Genomic DNA, 16,991 nt, shown 5'->3' on the forward strand with positions numbered 1-16,991 from the left:
TCAGATTCCCAGATAGGCTTCACGGATGCGCGGATCGGCGATCAGCTCTTCGGCGGCCCCCGACATAGTGATATGGCCGGTTTCCATCACATAGCCGCGGTCGGCGATCTTCAGCGCGCCGAAGGCGTTCTGTTCGACCAGAAGCGTGGTGACGCCGAGGTCGCGGATCCCCTTCACCACCTCGAAGATCTGCGCGACGATGATCGGCGCGAGCCCCATCGAGGGCTCGTCGAGCAGCAGGCAGGACGGCCGGCCCATCAGCGCCCGCGCCATCGCCAGCATCTGCTGCTGCCCGCCCGACAGGCCGCCCGCCGCGAGGTTGCGCTTTTCCTTCAGCACCGGGAACATCCGGAAGGCATCGTCCATGTCCTTCTCGACCCGGTCGTCGGCGAACAGGAAGGCGCCAAGGCGCAGGTTCTCCTCCACCGTCAGATTGGTGAAGATCTGCCGCCCCTCGGGCGATTGCGCAAGGCCCCGCGCCAGTCGCCGATAGGCCGGCACCGGCACCAGCGCCTCGCCGCGGAAGGTGATCGTGCCCGAGCTCACCGGCTGCACCCCCGACAGGCAGCGCAGCAGCGTCGTCTTGCCTGCGCCATTCGCGCCGACGACGGTGACGATCTCGCCCGATTGCACCTCGAGGTCGATGCCATGCAACACCTCGATGCGCCCGTAGCGCGAGCGCAGTCCCTCAACCGTGAGCATGGTCCTGCCCCTCCTCAACGCCCAGATAGGCGGCGATCACCGCCGGGTTGCGGCTGACCGTGGCCGGGTCGCCCTCGGCGATCTTCTCGCCATGGTCGAGCACCACGATGTGGTTAGAGATCCGCATCACCATCTTCATGTCATGCTCGACCAGCAGGATGGCGACGCCCGAGGCGGCCACCTCGGCGATCAGATGGTCGATCTCCTCGGTTTCGACGGCGTTGCAGCCGGCGGCGGGCTCGTCGAGCAGCAGCACCTTCGGCTCCAGCGCCAGCGCGCGGGCGATCTCCAGCCGCTTGAGGCTGCCATAGGAGAGATTGCCCGCCGCCCGTTCGGCGGCGCGTTCAAGCCCGACCCGCGCCAGCAGGGCGCGCGCCCCCTCCTCGGCCCGGCGGGCGCGCGCGCGCGCGCCGGGCAGGCCGAGCAGATCGGCCAGCACCGGGCCGCGCTCCTGCAGGTGATAGCCGGTCACCGCGTTCTCGAGCGCCGTCATCGACGGGAAGATCTGCAGGTTCTGGAAGGTGCGGCTCATGCCGCGACGGGCCAGAAGATGCGGCTCCATCCCGGTGACGTCCTCGCCCTCCAGCACGACGCGGCCGGCGCCGGGGCGATAGACGCCAGAGATCATGTTGAACAGCGTCGTCTTGCCCGCGCCATTGGGCCCGATGACCGACACGATCTCGCCCGGGCGGACCCGGAAGCTGACATCGTGCACCGCCTTCAGCCCGCCGAACGTGATGCCGAGCCCCTCGATCGAAAGCAGGTCGCTCATTCGTCTTTCCCCCGGAATTTCCTGAGGACCGAGGGCAGCAGCCCCTCGCGCAGGAAGATCATCACCAGCACCATGACCAGGCCCAGAACCATCTGTTCGTATTCGGCAAAGACCGTCAGCACCTGCGGCAGCAGCGTCAGGATGCCGGCGCCGAAGATCGCGCCCAGCACCGAGCCGACGCCGCCCAGAACCGCCATCGTCACCATCTCGATCGAGTGCATGAAGCCCGCGACATCGGGGGTGACGAACTTGTTCTGCAGCGCCAGCAGCGAGCCCGAGACCGAGGCATAGACCGCCGAGATCACGAAGGCCTGCAGCTTCAGCCGCGCCACGTCGATGCCGACCGTGCGCGCCGCCACCTCGGAGCCGTGCAGCGCGCGCAGGGCGCGGCCGGTGGGGCTCGCGTAGAGGTTCAGCGCCAGCCAGGCGCCGACCAGCAGAACGAGGCCGCAGAAGAAATACCAGAACTCGCCGTTGCTCAGCGTCAGCCCCCAGCCCTTCAGCAGGGCGCGCAGGCCGAGCTCGGGCACCGCCATGCCGTCCGGGCCGCCGGTCAGCTGGCGCTCGTTGTTCAGCACCATCGCGACGAGGATGCCGAGGCCCAGCGTCGCGACGCCGAGGTAATAGCCCTTCAGCCGCAGGATCGGCCGCCCGACGAGGAAGGCGAGGATCGCGGAGATCGCGGCACCGAGGATCACGGCCAGCGCCGGATGCAGGCCCCAGTGCACCGGTGCAAGCGCACAGGCATAGGCGCCGATCCCGGCGAAGCCGGCGTGGCCGAGACTGATCTGCCCGGCATAGCCGGTCAGGATCACCATGCCCGTCACGGCGATGCCGTTGACGAAGAGCAGCGCGCCGACCCGGTAGTAATAGCCCGAGGGGAAGAAGAACGGCGTCAGCGCGATCAGCGCCGCCAGCACCAGCAGGGTCGCGGTTTTCGGGGTCATCTTCATCGCGTCACACCCGATCCGTCGACGTGCGGCCGAACAGGCCCTGCGGCAGGAAGAACAGCACCGCGAGGATCACCACGAAGGCCGCCGCATCCTTGTATTGCGAGGACAGGTAGCCCGCCGTCAGCGCCTCGATCATGCCGATCGCGAAGCCGCCGACGAGCGCGCCCTTGGGATTGCCCATGCCGCCCAGCATCGCCCCGGCAAAGCCCTTGAGCGCGAAGCCGATGCCGACGCCATAGGAGGTCAGGGTGATCGGGGTCGCCAGCACGCCCGCCAGCGCCCCGATCGCGGCCGAGAGCGCAAAGGACAGCGTCATCACGAAAGTGGTATTGATCCCCACCAGCTGCGCCGCGAGCCGGTTGTTCGAGGTCGCGAGCACCGCGCGTCCGAGCAGGGTGCGGGTGAAGAACAGCCACAGCCCGACGAAGACGGCGATCGCCCCGCCGGTGACCCAGAGGCTTTGCGGCAGGATCGTCGCCCCGCCGACGCGGATCGGGGCATCGCCGGAAAAGGCCGGGAAGCTGTGGATCTGCTTGTCGAAGACCAGCTGCGCCGCGCCCTCGATGAAGATCGAGGCGCCGATGGTGATGATGATCAGCGACACCACCGGGGCGCCGCGCGCGGGCTCGATCATCAGCTTGTTCATCGCCACGCCCAGACAGGCCGTCGCGGCGATCGCGATCAGGGCGGCCAGCGGCAGCGGCAGGCCCGCGGCATGGGCGAACCAGGTGATCATGCCGCCGAGCATGACGAACTCGCCCTGGGCGAAGTTCACCACGTCCGAGGCGTTGTAGATGATCGTGAAACCGAGGGCGACCAGCGCATAGACCGCGCCGATGGTGACCCCCGAAAAGAGGAATTGCAGAAGTTCCGACATGGGCTCCCCCGGCGTCAGGCGGGCATTGAGGACATCGCCCCTGCCCGGTCGGGCGGGGCTGTGGTCGCCCCGGCCCCGTCCGCGCGCTGCGCGGGGGCCAGGGTCGGGCTCGGATGGACGGGGCGGATTACTCCACCAGCGTCCACTTGCCGCCGCGGATCTCCAGCATCCGGAATGCCGACAGGTCGAGGCCGAGGTGGTCGGTGCTCGAGAAGGTGTAGACCCCCGTCGTGCCCGCCAGCCCCGAGGTCGCCTCGATCGCGTCGCGGATCGCGGCGGGCTCGCTCGAGCCGGCGCGGGCGATGGCATCGGTCAGGATCAGGAAGGCGTCATGGGCATAGCCGCCGAAGGTGCCGACCGGCGTGCCGGTCTTCGCCTCGAAGGCGGCCTTGTAGGCGGTGACGACCGGCTTTTGCACGTCGTCCTCGGCCAGCAGATCGGCGACCAGCAGCGCGGTGCCGGGCAGGCGCACGCCCTCGGCCGCCTCGGCCCCGGCGAGCTGGATGAAGCCATCCGAGGCCACGCCATGCGACTGGTAGAACGGCAGACCGATATCGAGCTGCTTGTAGTTGCGCGTCACGATCGAGGGCCCCTGACCGAAGCCCGGGTTCAGCACCGCCTGCACCCCCGGCGCGTTCCTGATCTTGGTCAGCTGCGCCGTCATGTCGGCGTCCTTCGGGTCATAAGTCTCGTCGGCGACGATCTCGATGCCGTAATCGGCCACCACCGACTTGCACTGGGCCTGCATCGAGGCCCCGAAACCGTCGGTGCCCGAGATCATGCCGATCTTCGTGTAGCCCTGCGCCTTCATGTCCTCGAAGATCTTCTGGCAGGCCATGCGGTCGGTGTGCGGGGTCTTGAAGGTATAGGGCTTCACCGGATCGATGATGTCGATCGCACCGGCCAGCGAGATGAAGGGGATCTCGGCATCCTCGGCGATGGCGAGGATCGACATCGAGGTGCCGGTCGAGGTGCCGCCGATGATCGCCACCACCTCGTCGTCCTCGACGAGGCGGGTGGCGAAGGTGCGGGCCTTGTTCGGGTCGCCGCCGTCGTCATACATCACGAGCTTGACGTCTTCGCCGTTGATGCCGCCCGCCGCGTTCAGCGCCTCGACCAGCATTTCGAGCGTCTTCGCCTCGGGATCGCCGAGAAAGGCGGCGGGGCCGGTCGCCGAGATGCTGGCGCCGAGCCGGATCTCGGCCAGCGCGGCCGAGCTCAGGCCCATGGTCAGAAGGGCGGTGGTTGCGAGTATGGTCTTCATCTGGTCTCCTCCCTGAGAACTGGATGACGATGGGTCAGGTCGCGATCTGCCTTCGCCACATCACGCGGTGGAACCGCGGGGCAACGAAGGCGGTGTCGGTCAGGCAGGCATTGCCCGCCGGATTGGCGCCGGTGACGTGGAAGTCACTGAAGGCGGCCGACTGGTTGACGAAGATGTTGCCGGTCAGGTTGATCGAGAGATTGACCCCTGCCCCGGCAAATGCCCGAATGGCGCGGCCGATGCGGGCCTCGTCGGTGTCATAGAGCGCGGCGGTGATCGCGCCCTTGTCGCGGGCAAGCGCCGCGGCGCGGGAAATGCCCTCCTCGGCATCGCCACAGGCCACGACGAAGGCGACGGGGCCGAAGCACTCCTGCTCGGCGGCGGCCTCCCCTGCCGCCACCGCGAGCACCAGCGGCGAGGCCGTCCGGCCCGTGCCGAGCGCGGCGCTGTCGCGGATCACCCGCCCCGCGGTGCGGGCCGCCTGCAGCCGGTCCAGCGTCGCGGGATTGGCGAGCGCGCCCGCCACCCCCGCCGCGCGGGCCGGATCGGCAAGCAGCCGGTCGATGGCCTCGGCCAGCCCCTGCGCCACCGCGTCGAAGCTCTTGTGGCCCTGATCGGTCTCGATCCCGCTGCCGGGCACGAAGATCGTCTGCGGCGCACTGCACATCTGGCCGGAATAGAGCGCCAGCGAGAAGGCGAGGTTGTCGCACATGCCGGCGAAATCGGGGCTTGCGGCGATGGTGACGGTGTTCACCCCGGTTTCCTCGGTGAAGAGCCGGGCCTGGGTCGCATTGCGGCGCAGCCAGTCCCCGAAGGCCGACGAGCCGGTGAAATCGATCAGCCGCACCGCCGGATCGGTGGCCAGCCCCTGCGTCACCGGCGCCTCGGCCGTATCGGCGGCAAGCAGCACCGCATCGGCGGGCAGGCCCGCCTCGGCAAAGACCTCGCGCAGCACCCGCACGGTCAGCGCGAGCGGAAGGATCGCCGCCGGATGCGGCTTGACGATCACCGGATTGCCGGTCGCCAGGCTGGCGAAAAGCCCCGGATAGGCGTTCCAGGTCGGGAAGGTGTTGCAGCCGATCACCAGCGACAGCCCGGCCGGCACCAGCGTCCAGTGCTTTTCCAGCACCAGCGGCGCGGCCTTGCCCTGCGGCTTTTCCCAACGCGCCGCAGCGGCAAAGCGGGTCATCTCGTCCCAGGCCATCGCCACCGCCTCGAGGCCGCGATCCTGCGCATGCGGGCCGCCGGCCTGGAAGGCCATGGCAAAGGCCTGACCGGTGGTGTGCATCGTCGCCGTGCCGATCAGGAAGCTGATCCGGTTCAGCCGCTGCAACGCCTCGATCAGCGCCCCGACCCGCGCCTCGGGGCCGGCCGCCGCGAAAGCCGGCGCCGCAGCCTGCGCCGCCGCGATCAGCGTGGCGGGATCGGCGGCGGGATAGGTGATGCCGAGCGCCGGGCCGAAGGGCGAAAGCTCGGCCCCGACCTGCGCGGTCTCCGGATGCCCCGGCAGCACGAAGGGCTGACCGAGCAGCGCAGCAAAGCCCGCCTCGCCATCGGCGCGCGCGGTCTCGCCATAGATCTTGCCGCTCGGCGTCTCGGGGAACGGCGACCAGAAGCCACGCGACTTGAGCGCCTGCACGGCATCGTTCAGCAAGGCGCTGTGGCGGGCAAACAGATCGGTCATGATTCTCCTCCATCCGGGGGATCGGTCCCGGAACAAGTTTACAATTGACCGACCGGTCGGTTTATGCAACGAGTTTTCACGAGGGCCCGAGTTTTTTTCGGGCAAGGGAGGAAACAGACATGACCAGCACGCCAACCGTGCTGTCGGCCCTGGCCGATGGCGTCCTGACGCTGACACTCAACCGGCCAGACAAGCTGAACGCCTTCAACGAGGAGATGCACCTTGCGCTGCGCGCGGGCATCGAGCGTGCGCGCGATGACAGCGCGGTGCGGGCGGTGCTGCTGACCGGCGCCGGGCGCGGCTTCTGTGCCGGGCAGGATCTTGGCGACCGCGATCCGCGCAAGGGCGGCCCGGCCCCGGATCTGGGGCGGACGCTCGAGACCTTCTACAACCCCAATCTGCGGCTGCTGCGGGCGCTGGAAAAGCCGGTGGTCTGCGCGGTGAACGGGGTGGCGGCGGGGGCCGGTGCCAATATCGCCTTCGCCTGCGACATCGTTCTTGCGGCGAAATCGGCGCGCTTCATCCAGGCCTTCGCGAAGATCGGCCTGATCCCCGATGCCGGCGGCACCTTCAGCCTGACCCGGATCCTCGGCGAGCCGCGCGCCAAGGCGCTGGCCCTGACTGCCGAGCCGCTGGGCGCCGAGACGGCCGCCGACTGGGGGCTGATCTGGAAGGCGGTCGAGGACGACGCGCTGATCGACACGGCGCAGACCCTGGCGCGCAGCCTTGCCGCCGGGCCGACACTGGGCCTCGGGCTGACCAAGCGCCTGATCCAGGCCGCCGCCACCAACAGCCTCGACGCGCAGCTCGACATGGAGCGCGACTGCCAGCAGATCGCCGGCCGCAGCGCCGATTATGCCGAAGGCGTCACCGCCTTCCTCGAGAAGCGCAAACCGGAGTTCACGGGCCAATGAAGACCGTCGCGGAAATGACCCCGCAGGAGCTTGCCGAGGCCGCGGCCGCGGCGATGTGGAACGACGATTCGGCCAGCCAGCGGCTGAACATGACGCTCGAGCAGGTCGCACCGGGCGCCGCCCGGCTGTCGATGACTGTCACCGAGGCGATGTCGAACGGCCACGGCAATTGCCATGGCGGCTATATCTTCACCCTCGCCGACAGCACCTTCGCCTTCGCCTGCAACAGCTACAACCAGCGCGCCGTGGCGCAGCATTGCAGCGTGTCCTACCTGATCCCCGTGCATATCGGCGACCGGCTGACCGCGACCGCGCGCGAAGTCTCGCGCCACGGTCGCTCGGGGATCTACGACGTCCGCATCACCAACCAGGATGGCGCGCAGGTGGCCGAGTTCCGCGGCCATTCCCGCACCGTCAAGGGCACCCATCTGCCGGTCGATCCGTCGATCTGACCCGGCCCCGTCATTTCCAAGGGAGGAAGCCATGGAAGACCTGACCCCGAATCGCAAGGAGCTGGACCCGATCGAGATCGCCTCGCGCGACGAGATCGAGGCGCTGCAGTTCCACCGCATGAAGCGCTCGCTGCGCCATGCCTTCGAGAACTCGCCCTTCTACCGCAAGCGCTTCATCGAGCATGACGTGCATCCGGAAGACCTGAAGTCGCTGTCCGACATCGCGAAATTCCCCTTCACGGTGAAACAGGACCTGCGCGACACCTACCCCTTCGGCATGTTCGCCGTGCCGCAGTCGAAACTGGTGCGCATCCACGGCTCCTCGGGCACCACCGGCAAGCCGACCGTGGTCGGCTATACCGCCGCCGACATCGACCACTGGGCCAATCTGATCGCGCGCTCGATCCGCGCGGCGGGCGGGCGTCCGGGCGACATGCTGCACAATGCCTATGGCTACGGCCTGTTCACCGGCGGCATCGGCGCCCATTACGGGGCCGAACGGCTGGGCTGCACCGTGGTGCCGATCTCGGGCGGGATGACCGAGCGCCAAGTGACGCTGATCAACGACTTCAAGCCCTCGATCATCATGGTGACACCGAGCTACATGCTGTCGATCCTCGACGAGTTCCGCCGTCAGGGCCTCGACCCGCGCGCCTCCTCGCTGAAGGTCGGCATCTTCGGCGCCGAACCCTGGACCGATTCCATGCGCGCCGAGATCGAGCAGGCCTTCGACATGCACGCCGTCGACATCTACGGCCTGTCCGAGGTGATGGGCCCCGGCGTCGCGCAGGAATGCGTGGAAACCAAGGACGGGCTGCATGTCTGGGAAGACCACTTCTACCCCGAGATCATCGACCCGGTGACCGGCGCAGTGCTGCCCGACGGCCAGATGGGCGAGCTGGTCTTCACCACGCTGACCAAGGAAGGCCTGCCGATGGTGCGCTACCGCACCCGCGACCTGACGCGCCTGCTGCCCGGCACCGCGCGCTCGATGCGGCGGATCGAGAAGATCACCGGCCGCTCGGACGACATGATTATCCTGCGCGGCGTCAATGTCTTCCCGACCCAGATCGAGGAGCAGATCCTGAAGTGCCGGGGCCTCGCGCCGCATTTCCAGATCGAGCTGAGCCGCTCGGGCCGGATGGACAACATGACCGTGCACGTCGAATGCGCCACCGACATGACCGACGAGGCCGCCCGCGCCGCCTCGGCCAAGGAGCTGTCGCATCACATCAAGTCGGTCGTCGGCGTCACCACCCGGATCGAGGTGCGCGATCCGAACTCGATGGCCCGGTCGGACGGCAAGGCCAAGCGCGTCGTCGACAACCGCCCGAGCGCCTGACCGGCGGGGGCGCGGATGCCTGCGCCCCTCCCCGGCCAAAGAGTGACTGATCGGTCAATGAACCCGTGACAGGGCTTCTTGCCGGGTCTAAAGCGAAACCGGGGGGCCTTCCCCCGGTGTTTCAGGGGCGCAGACGGCCCCTGTCATGAGGAAAGTGACTGCCATGGCCCGGACCCGAGCCCAGGATTTCGAGGAAAAGCAGCGCAGCATCCTGGACAGTGCTGCGCAGGTCTTTGCCGAGCAGGGAATGGAAAAAGCCTCGATGGCGCAGGTCGCGGCGCATGCCCATGTGTCGAAGGCGCTGCTCTACCACTATTACCCGAGCAAGGATGCGCTGATCTTCGCGATCATCGTCACCCATCTCGAGGAGCTGGACAACGCCGTCGAGGAGGCCGACAATCCCGAACTCGCCCCGAACGCTCGCCTGCGCGAGCTGGTGGGTGCGGTGCTCGAGACCTATCGCGGCGCGGACAATCAGCACAAGGTGCAGCTGAACGCCTCCTCGGCGCTCTCCGAGGAGCAGAAGGCCGAGATCCTCGCCCTCGAACGCCAGATCGTGCGCCGCTTCGCGCTGGTGCTCGACATGATCAATCCCGGCCTCAACGACAAGGACCGCCCGCTGCTGACGCCGGTCACCATGTCGCTCTTCGGCATGATGAACTGGATGTACATGTGGTTCCGAGACGGCGGCCGGATCTCGCGCGAGGATTATGCCGATATCGCGACGACCCTGATCCTCGAAGGGGTCAAGGCCGTCCGCTGACCCCGCGCTCGCCCCCGCCCTCGCCGAACCCCGCACGCGCCAGAACCAGCGGGTCATAGGCCGGGGCCTCGGCGCGGCGGCGATCGGGCTCGGCATGCGCAAGCGGCTCGGCGGGCGCGATCTTCTGCGCCGCCTCGATCGCGAGGCGCTGATAGACCCCGGTGCCGCGCCGCTTCCAGCCGATCTCCTCGGGCGTCAGCTCCCGCACCACCTTGGCCGGCGAGCCGACCAGCAGCACGTTCGCGGGCACCTGCGCACCGGCCTTCACGAAGGCCATGGCGGCGACGATGGTGTTCTCGCCCACCACCGCCTCGTCCATCACCACGGCATTCATCCCCACCATCGCGTTGCGGCCGATGTGGCAGCCATGCAGCACCGCGCCATGGCCGATGTGGCCCTCGGTCTCGATCACCACATCCTTGCCGGGGAAGGAATGCACCACGCAGGTTTCCTGCACGTTGCAGCCCGGCTGCAGCACGATCCGGCCGAAATCGCCGCGCAGCACCGCGCAGGGGCCGACATAGGCCCCCGCCCCCACCAGAACGTCGCCGATCACCACCGCCTCGGGATGCACGAAGGCGCCCGGATCGATGACCGGCACGATCCCGTCATAGCTGTAGACCCGCGCCATCACGCCACCGCCTCCGGCGGCCAGTGCTTGGCCACCATGGTCAGAACGTCATATTGCGCGACGACCGCGCCGTCCTGATTGGTGACCTGGCAATCCCAGCGGACCTCGCCATGCTCGGCATTGGCACGCGGGTTGATCTCCTTGCAGGTCAGCCGCACCTGCAGCGTGTCGCCGAAATAGACCGGCGTCAGGAAGCGCAGGTTGTCCACCCCGTAATTGGCCAGAACCGGGCCCGGGCTGGGCTCGACGAAGAGCCCCGCGGCAAAGCTCGCGATCAGATAGCCATGCGCCACCCGGTCCTCGAAGAACGGGTTCGCCTTCGCCGCCGCGGCATCCATGTGGGCGTAGAAGGTGTCGCCGGTGAAGCGGGCGAAATGCTCGACATCCTCGAGCGTGACCGTGCGCGAAGCGGTGACGAGCTGGTCGCCGATCCGCAGCTCGGCCAGCGACTTGCGGAACGGGTGGACATCGTGCTGCGCCGCCGCCCCCTCGATCCAGCGCCCGGTGACCGCCGACAGCAGACGCGGGCAGCCCTGCACCGCGGTGCGCTGCATGTAGTGCTTGACGCCGCGGATGCCGCCCATCTCCTCGCCGCCGCCGGCGCGCCCGGGCCCGCCATGAACGAGCGGCGCAAGCGGCGAGCCGTGCCCGGTCGAGGTCTTGGCCGAGGCGCGGTTGCCGATCAGCACCCGGCCGTGGAAGGGCGCGGCGCCCAGAACGATCTCCTCGGCCACCGCCGGATCATCGGTGAAGACCGAGGTGACGAGCGAGCCCTTGCCCATCCGGCTCAGCTCCACCGCCTCCTCGGGCGTGTCATAGGGCATGACGGTCGACACCGGCCCGAAGGCCTCGACGTCATGCACCGCGGTCGCGGCGAAGGGCCGGTCGCAATACATCAGCACCGGGTTGAGGAAGGCCCCCCGCTCGGCATCGCCCGAGCTGACGCGGACCTCGTCGAGACTGCCCGCGACGATCTCGGCATCGGTCTGCAGGTCGCGGATGCGGGCCCGCACCTCGGCGCGCTGCTCGAGACTGGCAAGCGCCCCCATGCGGGTGGCGGCATCGCCCGGCAGACCGAGCGCGGTCTTGCCCAGCCGCTCGCCCAGCGCCTCGACCAGCGCCTGAACATGCGCGCGCGGCGCGATGACCCGGCGGATGGCGGTGCATTTCTGCCCCGCCTTCGCCGTCATCTCGCGCGTGACTTCCTTGACGAACAGATCGAATTCCGGCGTGCCCGGCCCGGCGTCCGGACCAAGGATCGAGGCGTTGAGGCTGTCGGCCTCCATGGTGAAGCGCACCGAATTGGCGATGACCGCCGGATGCGCCTTCAGCCGGCGCCCGGTCGAGGCCGACCCGGTGAAGGTGACCGCGTCCTGTCCGGTCACATGGTCGAGCAGATCGCCCACCGACCCCGAGATCAGCTGCAGCGCCCCCTCGGGCAGAAGGCCGGTCTCGATGATGCGGCGCACGCACAGCTCGGTCAGATAGGCGGTCTGGCTGGCCGGCTTCACCACGCAGGGCATCCCCGCAAGCAGGGTCGGCGCGATCTTCTCCAGCATCCCCCAGATCGGGAAGTTGAAGGCGTTGATATGCACCGCCACCCCCTGCAGCGGCGACAGGATGTGCTGGGCGACGAAGCTGCCATCCTTCGACAGCCCCTCGACCGCGCCATCCGTCAGCACGCGGGTGTTCGGCAATTCGCGACGGCCCTTCGAGGCGAAGGTCAGCATCGTGCCGATGCCGCCCTCGATGTCGATCCAGCCATCGGGCCGGGTGGCGCCGGTGTGCAGGCTCTCGGCATAGAATTCTTCCTTGCGCTCCATCAGCGCGAGGCCCAGCGCCTTGAGCATCCCGGCGCGGTCATGGAAGGACATCGCCCGCAGCCGGGGGCCGGCGACGCGGCGGCCGTGTTCGAGCACGGCGGCAAAGTCGATCCCCGAGGAATCGATGCGCGCCACCGGATCGCCGGTCGCGGCATCAAGCAACAGCTGCCCCTCTCCGGTGCCGGGGGTCCAGCTTCCGCAAACATAGCTTTCAAGACGGCGCGGCGCGACGGTCATGGCTTTTCCTTCATTTCCTGGGGTGCGGGGGCCTGTTGCCCCCGCAGATGTCTGTTCCGGCCTTACAGGCCCGAGGCGGCCAGATGCTCGGCCACCAGCGTCTTCCAGCGCGCCAGCAGCTCCTCGTTCGGGGCGTGGCGCAGGCCGAACTTGCGCAGCATCGGATAGCGTTCCGATCCCGCCACGCCGAAGGTCGCGGCAACGCGCGGCTGCCAGTAGGCCAGCGCGGCCTGCACCTGCGCCCTGCCCTCGTCACTCGCCACGAGCCGCTCGAGCCCCTCGAGGCCGAGTTCGGCGTGGCGCTGCTCGCGCGGGGCGATGGCGCGGAAGACCTCGGCGAGCGGGCCATAGGAGACCCGGGTCAGCTCGGTCATCTGCACGCCGGTGGCGAGGCCCTGCAGCACATTCATCACCACCGCATCGGCCCAGCCGGTGATCGGGTAGTGGAACACCGAAAGCCGCATGTCGCCCGCCTGCCGGCTGGTGCCCAGATCGGCATCGCGCGGCACCCGCGCCGACCAGTCATGCTGGCGCTGATAGCGCCCGGCATCGGTGCCGAAATCCGCCATCACCGTCAGCACGCGCTCGGCGTGATCGGCCTTTTCAAGAGTGATCCGGCTCGCGGCGATGCGCTCGCGGATGCCGGGGGCAAAATTGATCGCCCCCGCGAAGCCGGCCGAGGCGGCCAGCTCGCTGTCCACAAAGGACGACATCAGCCGCATCAGCTCGCCGCGATAGCGGGCAGGCACGTTGCCGGGGGCGGTCAGCACGCCGCCCTGCGCGAGATAGTCGTCGAGGTTCATCGTGTCGGACATCTCGGGCCTCATTCGTCATAGGTGACGACGACGCGCGCGCTCAGCGGCATCGCCTGGCAGGACAGGACATAGCCGGCGCGAACCTCGTAATCTTCGAGCGCGTGGTTGACGACCATCTCGACCTCGCCTTCCAGCACCTTGCAGCGACAGGTGGAACAGACCCCGGCCTTGCACGAATAGGGGGCGTCCATCTTCGCCTCGAGCGCCGCCTCGAGGATCGTCTGCCCCTGGCGCGCCATCTCGAAACTGCGGGTGGCGCCATCCAGCGTCACCGTCGCCTCGGTGCCGGTGCCCGGCGCCACCGCGGTTTTCGACACCGCGCGGGTGCGGGCGCGGCCGGGCTGGCCGCTGGCGAAGAGCTCGAAGCGGATCTGGCTGTCGGCAAGGCCGTGGTCGCGCAGCGCCGCGGCAATCGCCAGCATCATCGGTTCGGGACCGCAGATGAAGGCGGTATCCACCGCGCTCGCATCAAGCCAGTGCGCGAACAGCGCCTGCATCTTCGCGGCGTCGATGCGGCCGGTGAACAGGTCGATCTCCTGCCCTTCCTGTTCCAGCACGTGGATGACCGACAGCCGGCCGAGGTGGAGGTTCTTCAGATCCTCCAGCTCCTCGCGGAACATGATCGAGCTGATCTGGCGATTGGCATAGACGAGGGTGAACTTCGACTTCGGCTCGCGCGCCAGCACGGTCTTGATGATCGACAGCAGCGGCGTGATGCCCGAGCCGCCGGCAAAACCCAGATACTGCTTCTCGGCCTCGGGCTCGATCGGGGTGAAGAACTTGCCCATCGGCGGCATCGCGTCGATCTCGTCGCCGGGGGCGAGGTTCTCGTTCGCCCAGGTCGAGAAGGCGCCGCCATCGACGCGCTTGATGCCGACCTTCAGCACCCCCTCGCCCACGCCCGCGCAGATCGAGTAGCTGCGGCGCAGCTCCTCGCCGTCGAAGTCGCGGCGCAGCGTCAGATATTGTCCCTGGGTGAAATCGAACAGGGCGCGGTCCTCGTCCCTGGGGGCGAGGGTGACGACCACGGCGTCGCGGGTTTCGCGGCGCACGTCGGTCACGGTCAGCGGATGGAAGCGTGCCATGCGGGTTCGTTCCTGTGCAGCGGCATCCTCAGATGCACTTGAAATAGTCGAAGGGTTCCAGACAGTCCGTGCAGCGCCAGCTGGCCTTGCAGGGGGTCGAGCCGAACTGGCTGATCTTTTCGGTCCGGGTCGAGCCGCAGCGCGGGCAGGCGATCACCAGGTTCGAGGTGCCCGCCAGCCGCGAGATGCGCCCGGCCAGCCGTCCGTCGGCGGCGGTGCCGTCGACGGGCGGCGCGATGCCATAGGCGCGCAGCTTCTCGCGCGCCGCGGCGGTGATCCAGTCGCTGGTCCAGGGCGGCGACAGCTGCCGCTCCAGCCGCAGCTTGCCGATCCCGTGGCCGCGCAGCGCGGTCTCGATGTCGAGGTTGATGATGCTGGTCGCGGGGCAGCCCGAATAGGTCGGGGTCACCGTGACGACCAGCGTGTCACCCTCCCAGACCAGATCGCGGATGATGCCGAGATCGGTCAGCGAGATCACCGGGATCTCCGGGTCCGGCACCTGGGAAAGCCAGTGCCACACCTCGGAAAGATCGGGCTGAACTGCGGTCATGGCGTTACCAGACGGCGCCCGGATAGGCCCGTTGCAGGAATTGCATCTCGGCCAGGACGAAGCCCAGATGCTCGGTATGCACGCCCCGCTTGCCGCCCTTGTGACTGAACGCCTCGCCCGGATGGGCCAGCGTCGCCTCGGCCAGCACCTCGGACACCGTGCGCTCCCAGGCGGGGCGCAGGCTCGAGGGCAAGGGCGCGATGCCCGCCTGTGCCATCGCCGCGTCGACGGCATCGTCGAGGAACATCTCGCCGGTGTAGGGCCACTGCGATTTCAGCGCCTTTTCCATGCGCGCATGGCTTTCCGCGGTGCCGTCGCCAAGCCGCACCACCAGATCGGCCGAGCGCTCCAGATGATAGGCCACTTCCTTTTCCGCCTTGGCCGCGATCTCGGCCACGCGCGGATCGGCGGAGGATTTCAGCGCCCGCAACAGCTCGATGTGGAAGGCGTCGAACAGGAACTGCCGCATCAGGGTCTGGCCGAAATCGCCGTTCGGGCGCTCGACCAGCAGCAGGTTGCGGAACTCGACCGCATCGCGCAGATAGGCGAGCTGGTCGGCGGTGCGGCCCCGGCCCTCGACCTCGGCGGCAAGGCCCAGCCACAGCTGGCACTGGCCGATCAGGTCCAGCGCCTGGTTGGCCAGCGCGATGTCCTCTTCCAGCACCGGGGCATGGCCGCACCATTCCGAGACGCGGTGCCCGAGGATCAGCGCATTGTCGCCAATCCGTTGCAGCCATTCGACAAAGGCTGCCTGATCGACTGCACCGGCCATCACATGTGCCCCACTTCTTCGGGAATGTCGAAGAAGGTCGGGTGGCGATAGACCTTGGCATTCGACGGCTCGAACAGCGGCCCCTTCTCGGACGGGCTCGAGGCGGTGATCGCATTCGACGGCACCACCCAGATCGACACGCCTTCATTGCGGCGGGTGTAGACGTCGCGCGCGTTGCGGATCGCCATCTCGGCATCCGGCGCGTGCAGCGACCCGACGTGGCGGTGGTTCAGGCCGTGCTGGCCGCGGATGAAGATTTCCCACAGGGGCCATTGGCTGGACATGTCTTGCTTCCTCCCGAAGCTGGATAGGGAAAGAGGCGGGCGTCACCGCCCGCGATCGGTTACTCGGCGGCCACGCGGGCGGCGCGGCGGCGGGCCTCGGCCTTTTCGGCATGGGCCATCAGCCCGTCGCGGAACCAGGCGCCGTCCTCCCAGGCCTTGACCCGGGCGCCAAGCCGCTCCTCGTTGCACGGACCGTTGCCGGCGATCACCGCGAAGAACTCGGACCAGTCGGGTTCGCTGAAATCCCAGCCGCCCTTCTCCTCGTTCCAGGCGAGGTTCTCGTCCGGGATCGACAGGCCGAGGTATTTCGCCTGCGGCACGGTCTGATCGACGAATTTCTGCCGCAGCTCGTCATTGGTGTTGATCTTGATCTTCCAGGCCATCGACTGCGCCGAATGGACGCTGTCCTTGTCCGAGGGGCCGAACATCATCAACGCCGGATACCAGAAGCGGTTGAGCGCATCCTGCGCCATCGCCTTCTGCTCGGGCGTGCCCGCGGCCATCTTCATCATGATGTCGTAGCCCTGCCGCTGGTGGAAGCTCTCCTCCTTGCAGATGCGGATCATCGCGCGGCTGTAGGGGCCATAGGAGGTGCGCTGCAGCGGCACCTGGTTCATGATCGCCGCGCCGTCGACCAGCCAGCCGACCGCGCCGATGTCGGCCCAGTTCAGCGTCGGATAGTTGAAGATCGACGAATATTTCATGTTGCCGCTGTGCAGCTTCTCGAGCAGCTCGTCGCGGCTCACGCCGAGCGTCTCGGCGGCGCTGTAGAGATAGAGGCCGTGGCCCGCCTCGTCCTGCACCTTGGCAAGCAGGATCGCCTTGCGCTCGAGCGTGGGCGCACGGGTGATCCAGTTGCCCTCGGGCAACTGGCCGACGATCTCGCTGTGGGCGTGCTGGCCGATCTGGCGGATCAGCGTCTTGCGATAGCCCTCGGGCATCCATTCCTTCGGCTCGATCTTCTCGCCGCGGTCGATGCGCTCCTGGAAGGCGATCTCTTCCGGGGTCATTTCCTCGCGGGGCTTGGCCCCTTCGGATTTCACAAGCTGTGCATACATGGCTGGCTTCTCC

Annotated in this window: 18 protein-coding genes; 4 read left to right on the forward strand and 14 right to left on the reverse strand. The window is 68.1% G+C overall.

From position 1 onward, the window contains the following. The 6 genes from AC0QTQ_RS13960 to paaN all read right to left on the reverse strand — a co-directional run bounded on the left by AC0QTQ_RS13960 (nt 1) and on the right by paaN (nt 6,252). A complete protein-coding gene (locus AC0QTQ_RS13960; RefSeq protein WP_480257079.1) occupies nt 1–702 on the reverse strand; it encodes an ABC transporter ATP-binding protein in 702 nt (233 codons plus the stop codon). After that, nucleotides 689–1,474 (reverse strand): ABC transporter ATP-binding protein, encoded by a 786-nt coding sequence (locus AC0QTQ_RS13965; protein ID WP_480257080.1) that lies wholly within the window; start codon nt 1,472–1,474, stop codon nt 689–691. Before AC0QTQ_RS13965 ends, AC0QTQ_RS13960 begins: the two co-directional genes overlap by 14 nt. Further along, nucleotides 1,471–2,427 (reverse strand): branched-chain amino acid ABC transporter permease, encoded by a 957-nt coding sequence (locus AC0QTQ_RS13970; protein ID WP_121534476.1) that lies wholly within the window; start codon nt 2,425–2,427, stop codon nt 1,471–1,473. Before AC0QTQ_RS13970 ends, AC0QTQ_RS13965 begins: the two co-directional genes overlap by 4 nt. Nucleotides 2,428–2,431: 4 nt before the next feature. After that, nucleotides 2,432–3,304 carry a branched-chain amino acid ABC transporter permease gene (locus AC0QTQ_RS13975; protein WP_121534477.1) on the reverse strand — a complete coding sequence of 291 codons (873 nt, stop codon included), beginning with the start codon at nt 3,302–3,304 and terminating at the stop codon, nt 2,432–2,434. A 127-nt stretch (nt 3,305–3,431) separates the two neighbouring features. Then, nucleotides 3,432–4,568 (reverse strand): ABC transporter substrate-binding protein, encoded by a 1,137-nt coding sequence (locus AC0QTQ_RS13980; RefSeq protein WP_121534478.1) that lies wholly within the window; start codon nt 4,566–4,568, stop codon nt 3,432–3,434. 34 nt (nt 4,569–4,602) lie between these two features. Continuing rightward, complete coding sequence (paaN, locus tag AC0QTQ_RS13985) at nt 4,603–6,252, reverse strand: phenylacetic acid degradation protein PaaN (RefSeq protein WP_121534479.1); 1,650 nt, start codon at nt 6,250–6,252, stop codon at nt 4,603–4,605. Nucleotides 6,253–6,371: 119 nt separating this feature from the next. Here paaN and paaG point away from each other — a divergent pair, with 119 nt between their 5' ends. The 4 genes from paaG to AC0QTQ_RS14005 all read left to right on the forward strand — a co-directional run bounded on the left by paaG (nt 6,372) and on the right by AC0QTQ_RS14005 (nt 9,723). After that, entirely contained in the window at nt 6,372–7,166 is a 795-nt protein-coding gene (paaG, locus tag AC0QTQ_RS13990) for a 2-(1,2-epoxy-1,2-dihydrophenyl)acetyl-CoA isomerase PaaG (RefSeq protein WP_121534480.1), read from the forward strand. 14 nt (nt 7,167–7,180) lie between these two features. Next, entirely contained in the window at nt 7,181–7,618 is a 438-nt protein-coding gene (paaI, locus tag AC0QTQ_RS13995; RefSeq protein ID WP_480259237.1) for a hydroxyphenylacetyl-CoA thioesterase PaaI, read from the forward strand. A 31-nt stretch (nt 7,619–7,649) separates the two neighbouring features. Continuing rightward, the gene (gene paaK / locus AC0QTQ_RS14000; protein ID WP_480257081.1) at nt 7,650–8,960 is read left to right on the forward strand and encodes a phenylacetate--CoA ligase PaaK; all 1,311 of its coding nucleotides are present in this window, start codon (nt 7,650–7,652) and stop codon (nt 8,958–8,960) included. Nucleotides 8,961–9,123: 163 nt separating this feature from the next. Continuing rightward, entirely contained in the window at nt 9,124–9,723 is a 600-nt protein-coding gene (locus AC0QTQ_RS14005) for a TetR/AcrR family transcriptional regulator (protein ID WP_480257082.1), read from the forward strand. Here AC0QTQ_RS14005 and AC0QTQ_RS14010 read toward each other — a convergent pair. The 8 genes from AC0QTQ_RS14010 to paaA all read right to left on the reverse strand — a co-directional run bounded on the left by AC0QTQ_RS14010 (nt 9,707) and on the right by paaA (nt 16,978). Then, nucleotides 9,707–10,354, reverse strand: coding sequence for a phenylacetic acid degradation protein PaaY (locus AC0QTQ_RS14010; protein ID WP_480257083.1), 648 nt, complete (start codon nt 10,352–10,354; stop codon nt 9,707–9,709). The genes AC0QTQ_RS14005 and AC0QTQ_RS14010 overlap by 17 nt on opposite strands. Next, nucleotides 10,354–12,414, reverse strand: a complete 2,061-nt coding sequence (gene paaZ, locus AC0QTQ_RS14015) for a phenylacetic acid degradation bifunctional protein PaaZ (RefSeq protein WP_480257084.1) — start codon at nt 12,412–12,414, stop codon at nt 10,354–10,356. Before paaZ ends, AC0QTQ_RS14010 begins: the two co-directional genes overlap by 1 nt. A 62-nt stretch (nt 12,415–12,476) precedes the next feature. Further along, nucleotides 12,477–13,229: a Phenylacetic acid catabolic protein gene (locus AC0QTQ_RS14020; RefSeq protein ID WP_480257085.1), complete on the reverse strand. Its 753-nt coding sequence runs from the start codon at nt 13,227–13,229 to the stop codon at nt 12,477–12,479. An 8-nt stretch (nt 13,230–13,237) separates the two neighbouring features. After that, on the reverse strand, nt 13,238–14,314 hold the full coding sequence (gene paaE / locus AC0QTQ_RS14025; protein ID WP_121534487.1) for a 1,2-phenylacetyl-CoA epoxidase subunit PaaE: 1,077 nt from the start codon (nt 14,312–14,314) through the stop codon (nt 13,238–13,240). A gap of 28 nt (nt 14,315–14,342) precedes the next feature. After that, nucleotides 14,343–14,864 carry a 1,2-phenylacetyl-CoA epoxidase subunit PaaD gene (paaD, locus tag AC0QTQ_RS14030; RefSeq protein ID WP_121534488.1) on the reverse strand — a complete coding sequence of 174 codons (522 nt, stop codon included), beginning with the start codon at nt 14,862–14,864 and terminating at the stop codon, nt 14,343–14,345. Between the two features lie 4 nt (nt 14,865–14,868). Next, nucleotides 14,869–15,636, reverse strand: a complete 768-nt coding sequence (paaC, locus tag AC0QTQ_RS14035; protein WP_121534489.1) for a 1,2-phenylacetyl-CoA epoxidase subunit PaaC — start codon at nt 15,634–15,636, stop codon at nt 14,869–14,871. Continuing rightward, nucleotides 15,636–15,920, reverse strand: a complete 285-nt coding sequence (paaB, locus tag AC0QTQ_RS14040; RefSeq protein WP_121534490.1) for a 1,2-phenylacetyl-CoA epoxidase subunit PaaB — start codon at nt 15,918–15,920, stop codon at nt 15,636–15,638. The genes paaC and paaB overlap by 1 nt, the downstream gene beginning before the upstream one ends. Before the next feature lie 59 nt (nt 15,921–15,979). Then, entirely contained in the window at nt 15,980–16,978 is a 999-nt protein-coding gene (gene paaA / locus AC0QTQ_RS14045; protein ID WP_480257086.1) for a 1,2-phenylacetyl-CoA epoxidase subunit PaaA, read from the reverse strand. Nucleotides 16,979–16,991: the final 13 nt, after the last annotated feature.

It is taken from the genome of Paenirhodobacter sp. YD-8 (assembly GCF_056590935.1).

Bases quoted from the DNA above. Each gene is read 5' to 3' on its own strand.
- AC0QTQ_RS13960 (WP_480257079.1), bottom strand. From the start codon at position 702: ATGCTCACGGTTGAGGGACTGCGCTCGCGCTACGGGCGCATCGAGGTG.
- AC0QTQ_RS13965 (WP_480257080.1), bottom strand. From the start codon at position 1,474: ATGAGCGACCTGCTTTCGATCGAGGGGCTCGGCATCACGTTCGGCGGG.
- AC0QTQ_RS13970 (WP_121534476.1), bottom strand. From the start codon at position 2,427: ATGAAGATGACCCCGAAAACCGCGACCCTGCTGGTGCTGGCGGCGCTG.
- AC0QTQ_RS13975 (WP_121534477.1), bottom strand. From the start codon at position 3,304: ATGTCGGAACTTCTGCAATTCCTCTTTTCGGGGGTCACCATCGGCGCG.
- AC0QTQ_RS13980 (WP_121534478.1), bottom strand. From the start codon at position 4,568: ATGAAGACCATACTCGCAACCACCGCCCTTCTGACCATGGGCCTGAGC.
- paaN (WP_121534479.1), bottom strand. From the start codon at position 6,252: ATGACCGATCTGTTTGCCCGCCACAGCGCCTTGCTGAACGATGCCGTG.
- paaG (WP_121534480.1), top strand. From the start codon at position 6,372: ATGACCAGCACGCCAACCGTGCTGTCGGCCCTGGCCGATGGCGTCCTG.
- paaI (WP_480259237.1), top strand. From the start codon at position 7,181: ATGACCCCGCAGGAGCTTGCCGAGGCCGCGGCCGCGGCGATGTGGAAC.
- paaK (WP_480257081.1), top strand. From the start codon at position 7,650: ATGGAAGACCTGACCCCGAATCGCAAGGAGCTGGACCCGATCGAGATC.
- AC0QTQ_RS14005 (WP_480257082.1), top strand. From the start codon at position 9,124: ATGGCCCGGACCCGAGCCCAGGATTTCGAGGAAAAGCAGCGCAGCATC.
- AC0QTQ_RS14010 (WP_480257083.1), bottom strand. From the start codon at position 10,354: ATGGCGCGGGTCTACAGCTATGACGGGATCGTGCCGGTCATCGATCCG.
- paaZ (WP_480257084.1), bottom strand. From the start codon at position 12,414: ATGACCGTCGCGCCGCGCCGTCTTGAAAGCTATGTTTGCGGAAGCTGG.
- AC0QTQ_RS14020 (WP_480257085.1), bottom strand. From the start codon at position 13,229: ATGTCCGACACGATGAACCTCGACGACTATCTCGCGCAGGGCGGCGTG.
- paaE (WP_121534487.1), bottom strand. From the start codon at position 14,314: ATGGCACGCTTCCATCCGCTGACCGTGACCGACGTGCGCCGCGAAACC.
- paaD (WP_121534488.1), bottom strand. From the start codon at position 14,864: ATGACCGCAGTTCAGCCCGATCTTTCCGAGGTGTGGCACTGGCTTTCC.
- paaC (WP_121534489.1), bottom strand. From the start codon at position 15,636: ATGGCCGGTGCAGTCGATCAGGCAGCCTTTGTCGAATGGCTGCAACGG.
- paaB (WP_121534490.1), bottom strand. From the start codon at position 15,920: ATGTCCAGCCAATGGCCCCTGTGGGAAATCTTCATCCGCGGCCAGCAC.
- paaA (WP_480257086.1), bottom strand. From the start codon at position 16,978: ATGTATGCACAGCTTGTGAAATCCGAAGGGGCCAAGCCCCGCGAGGAA.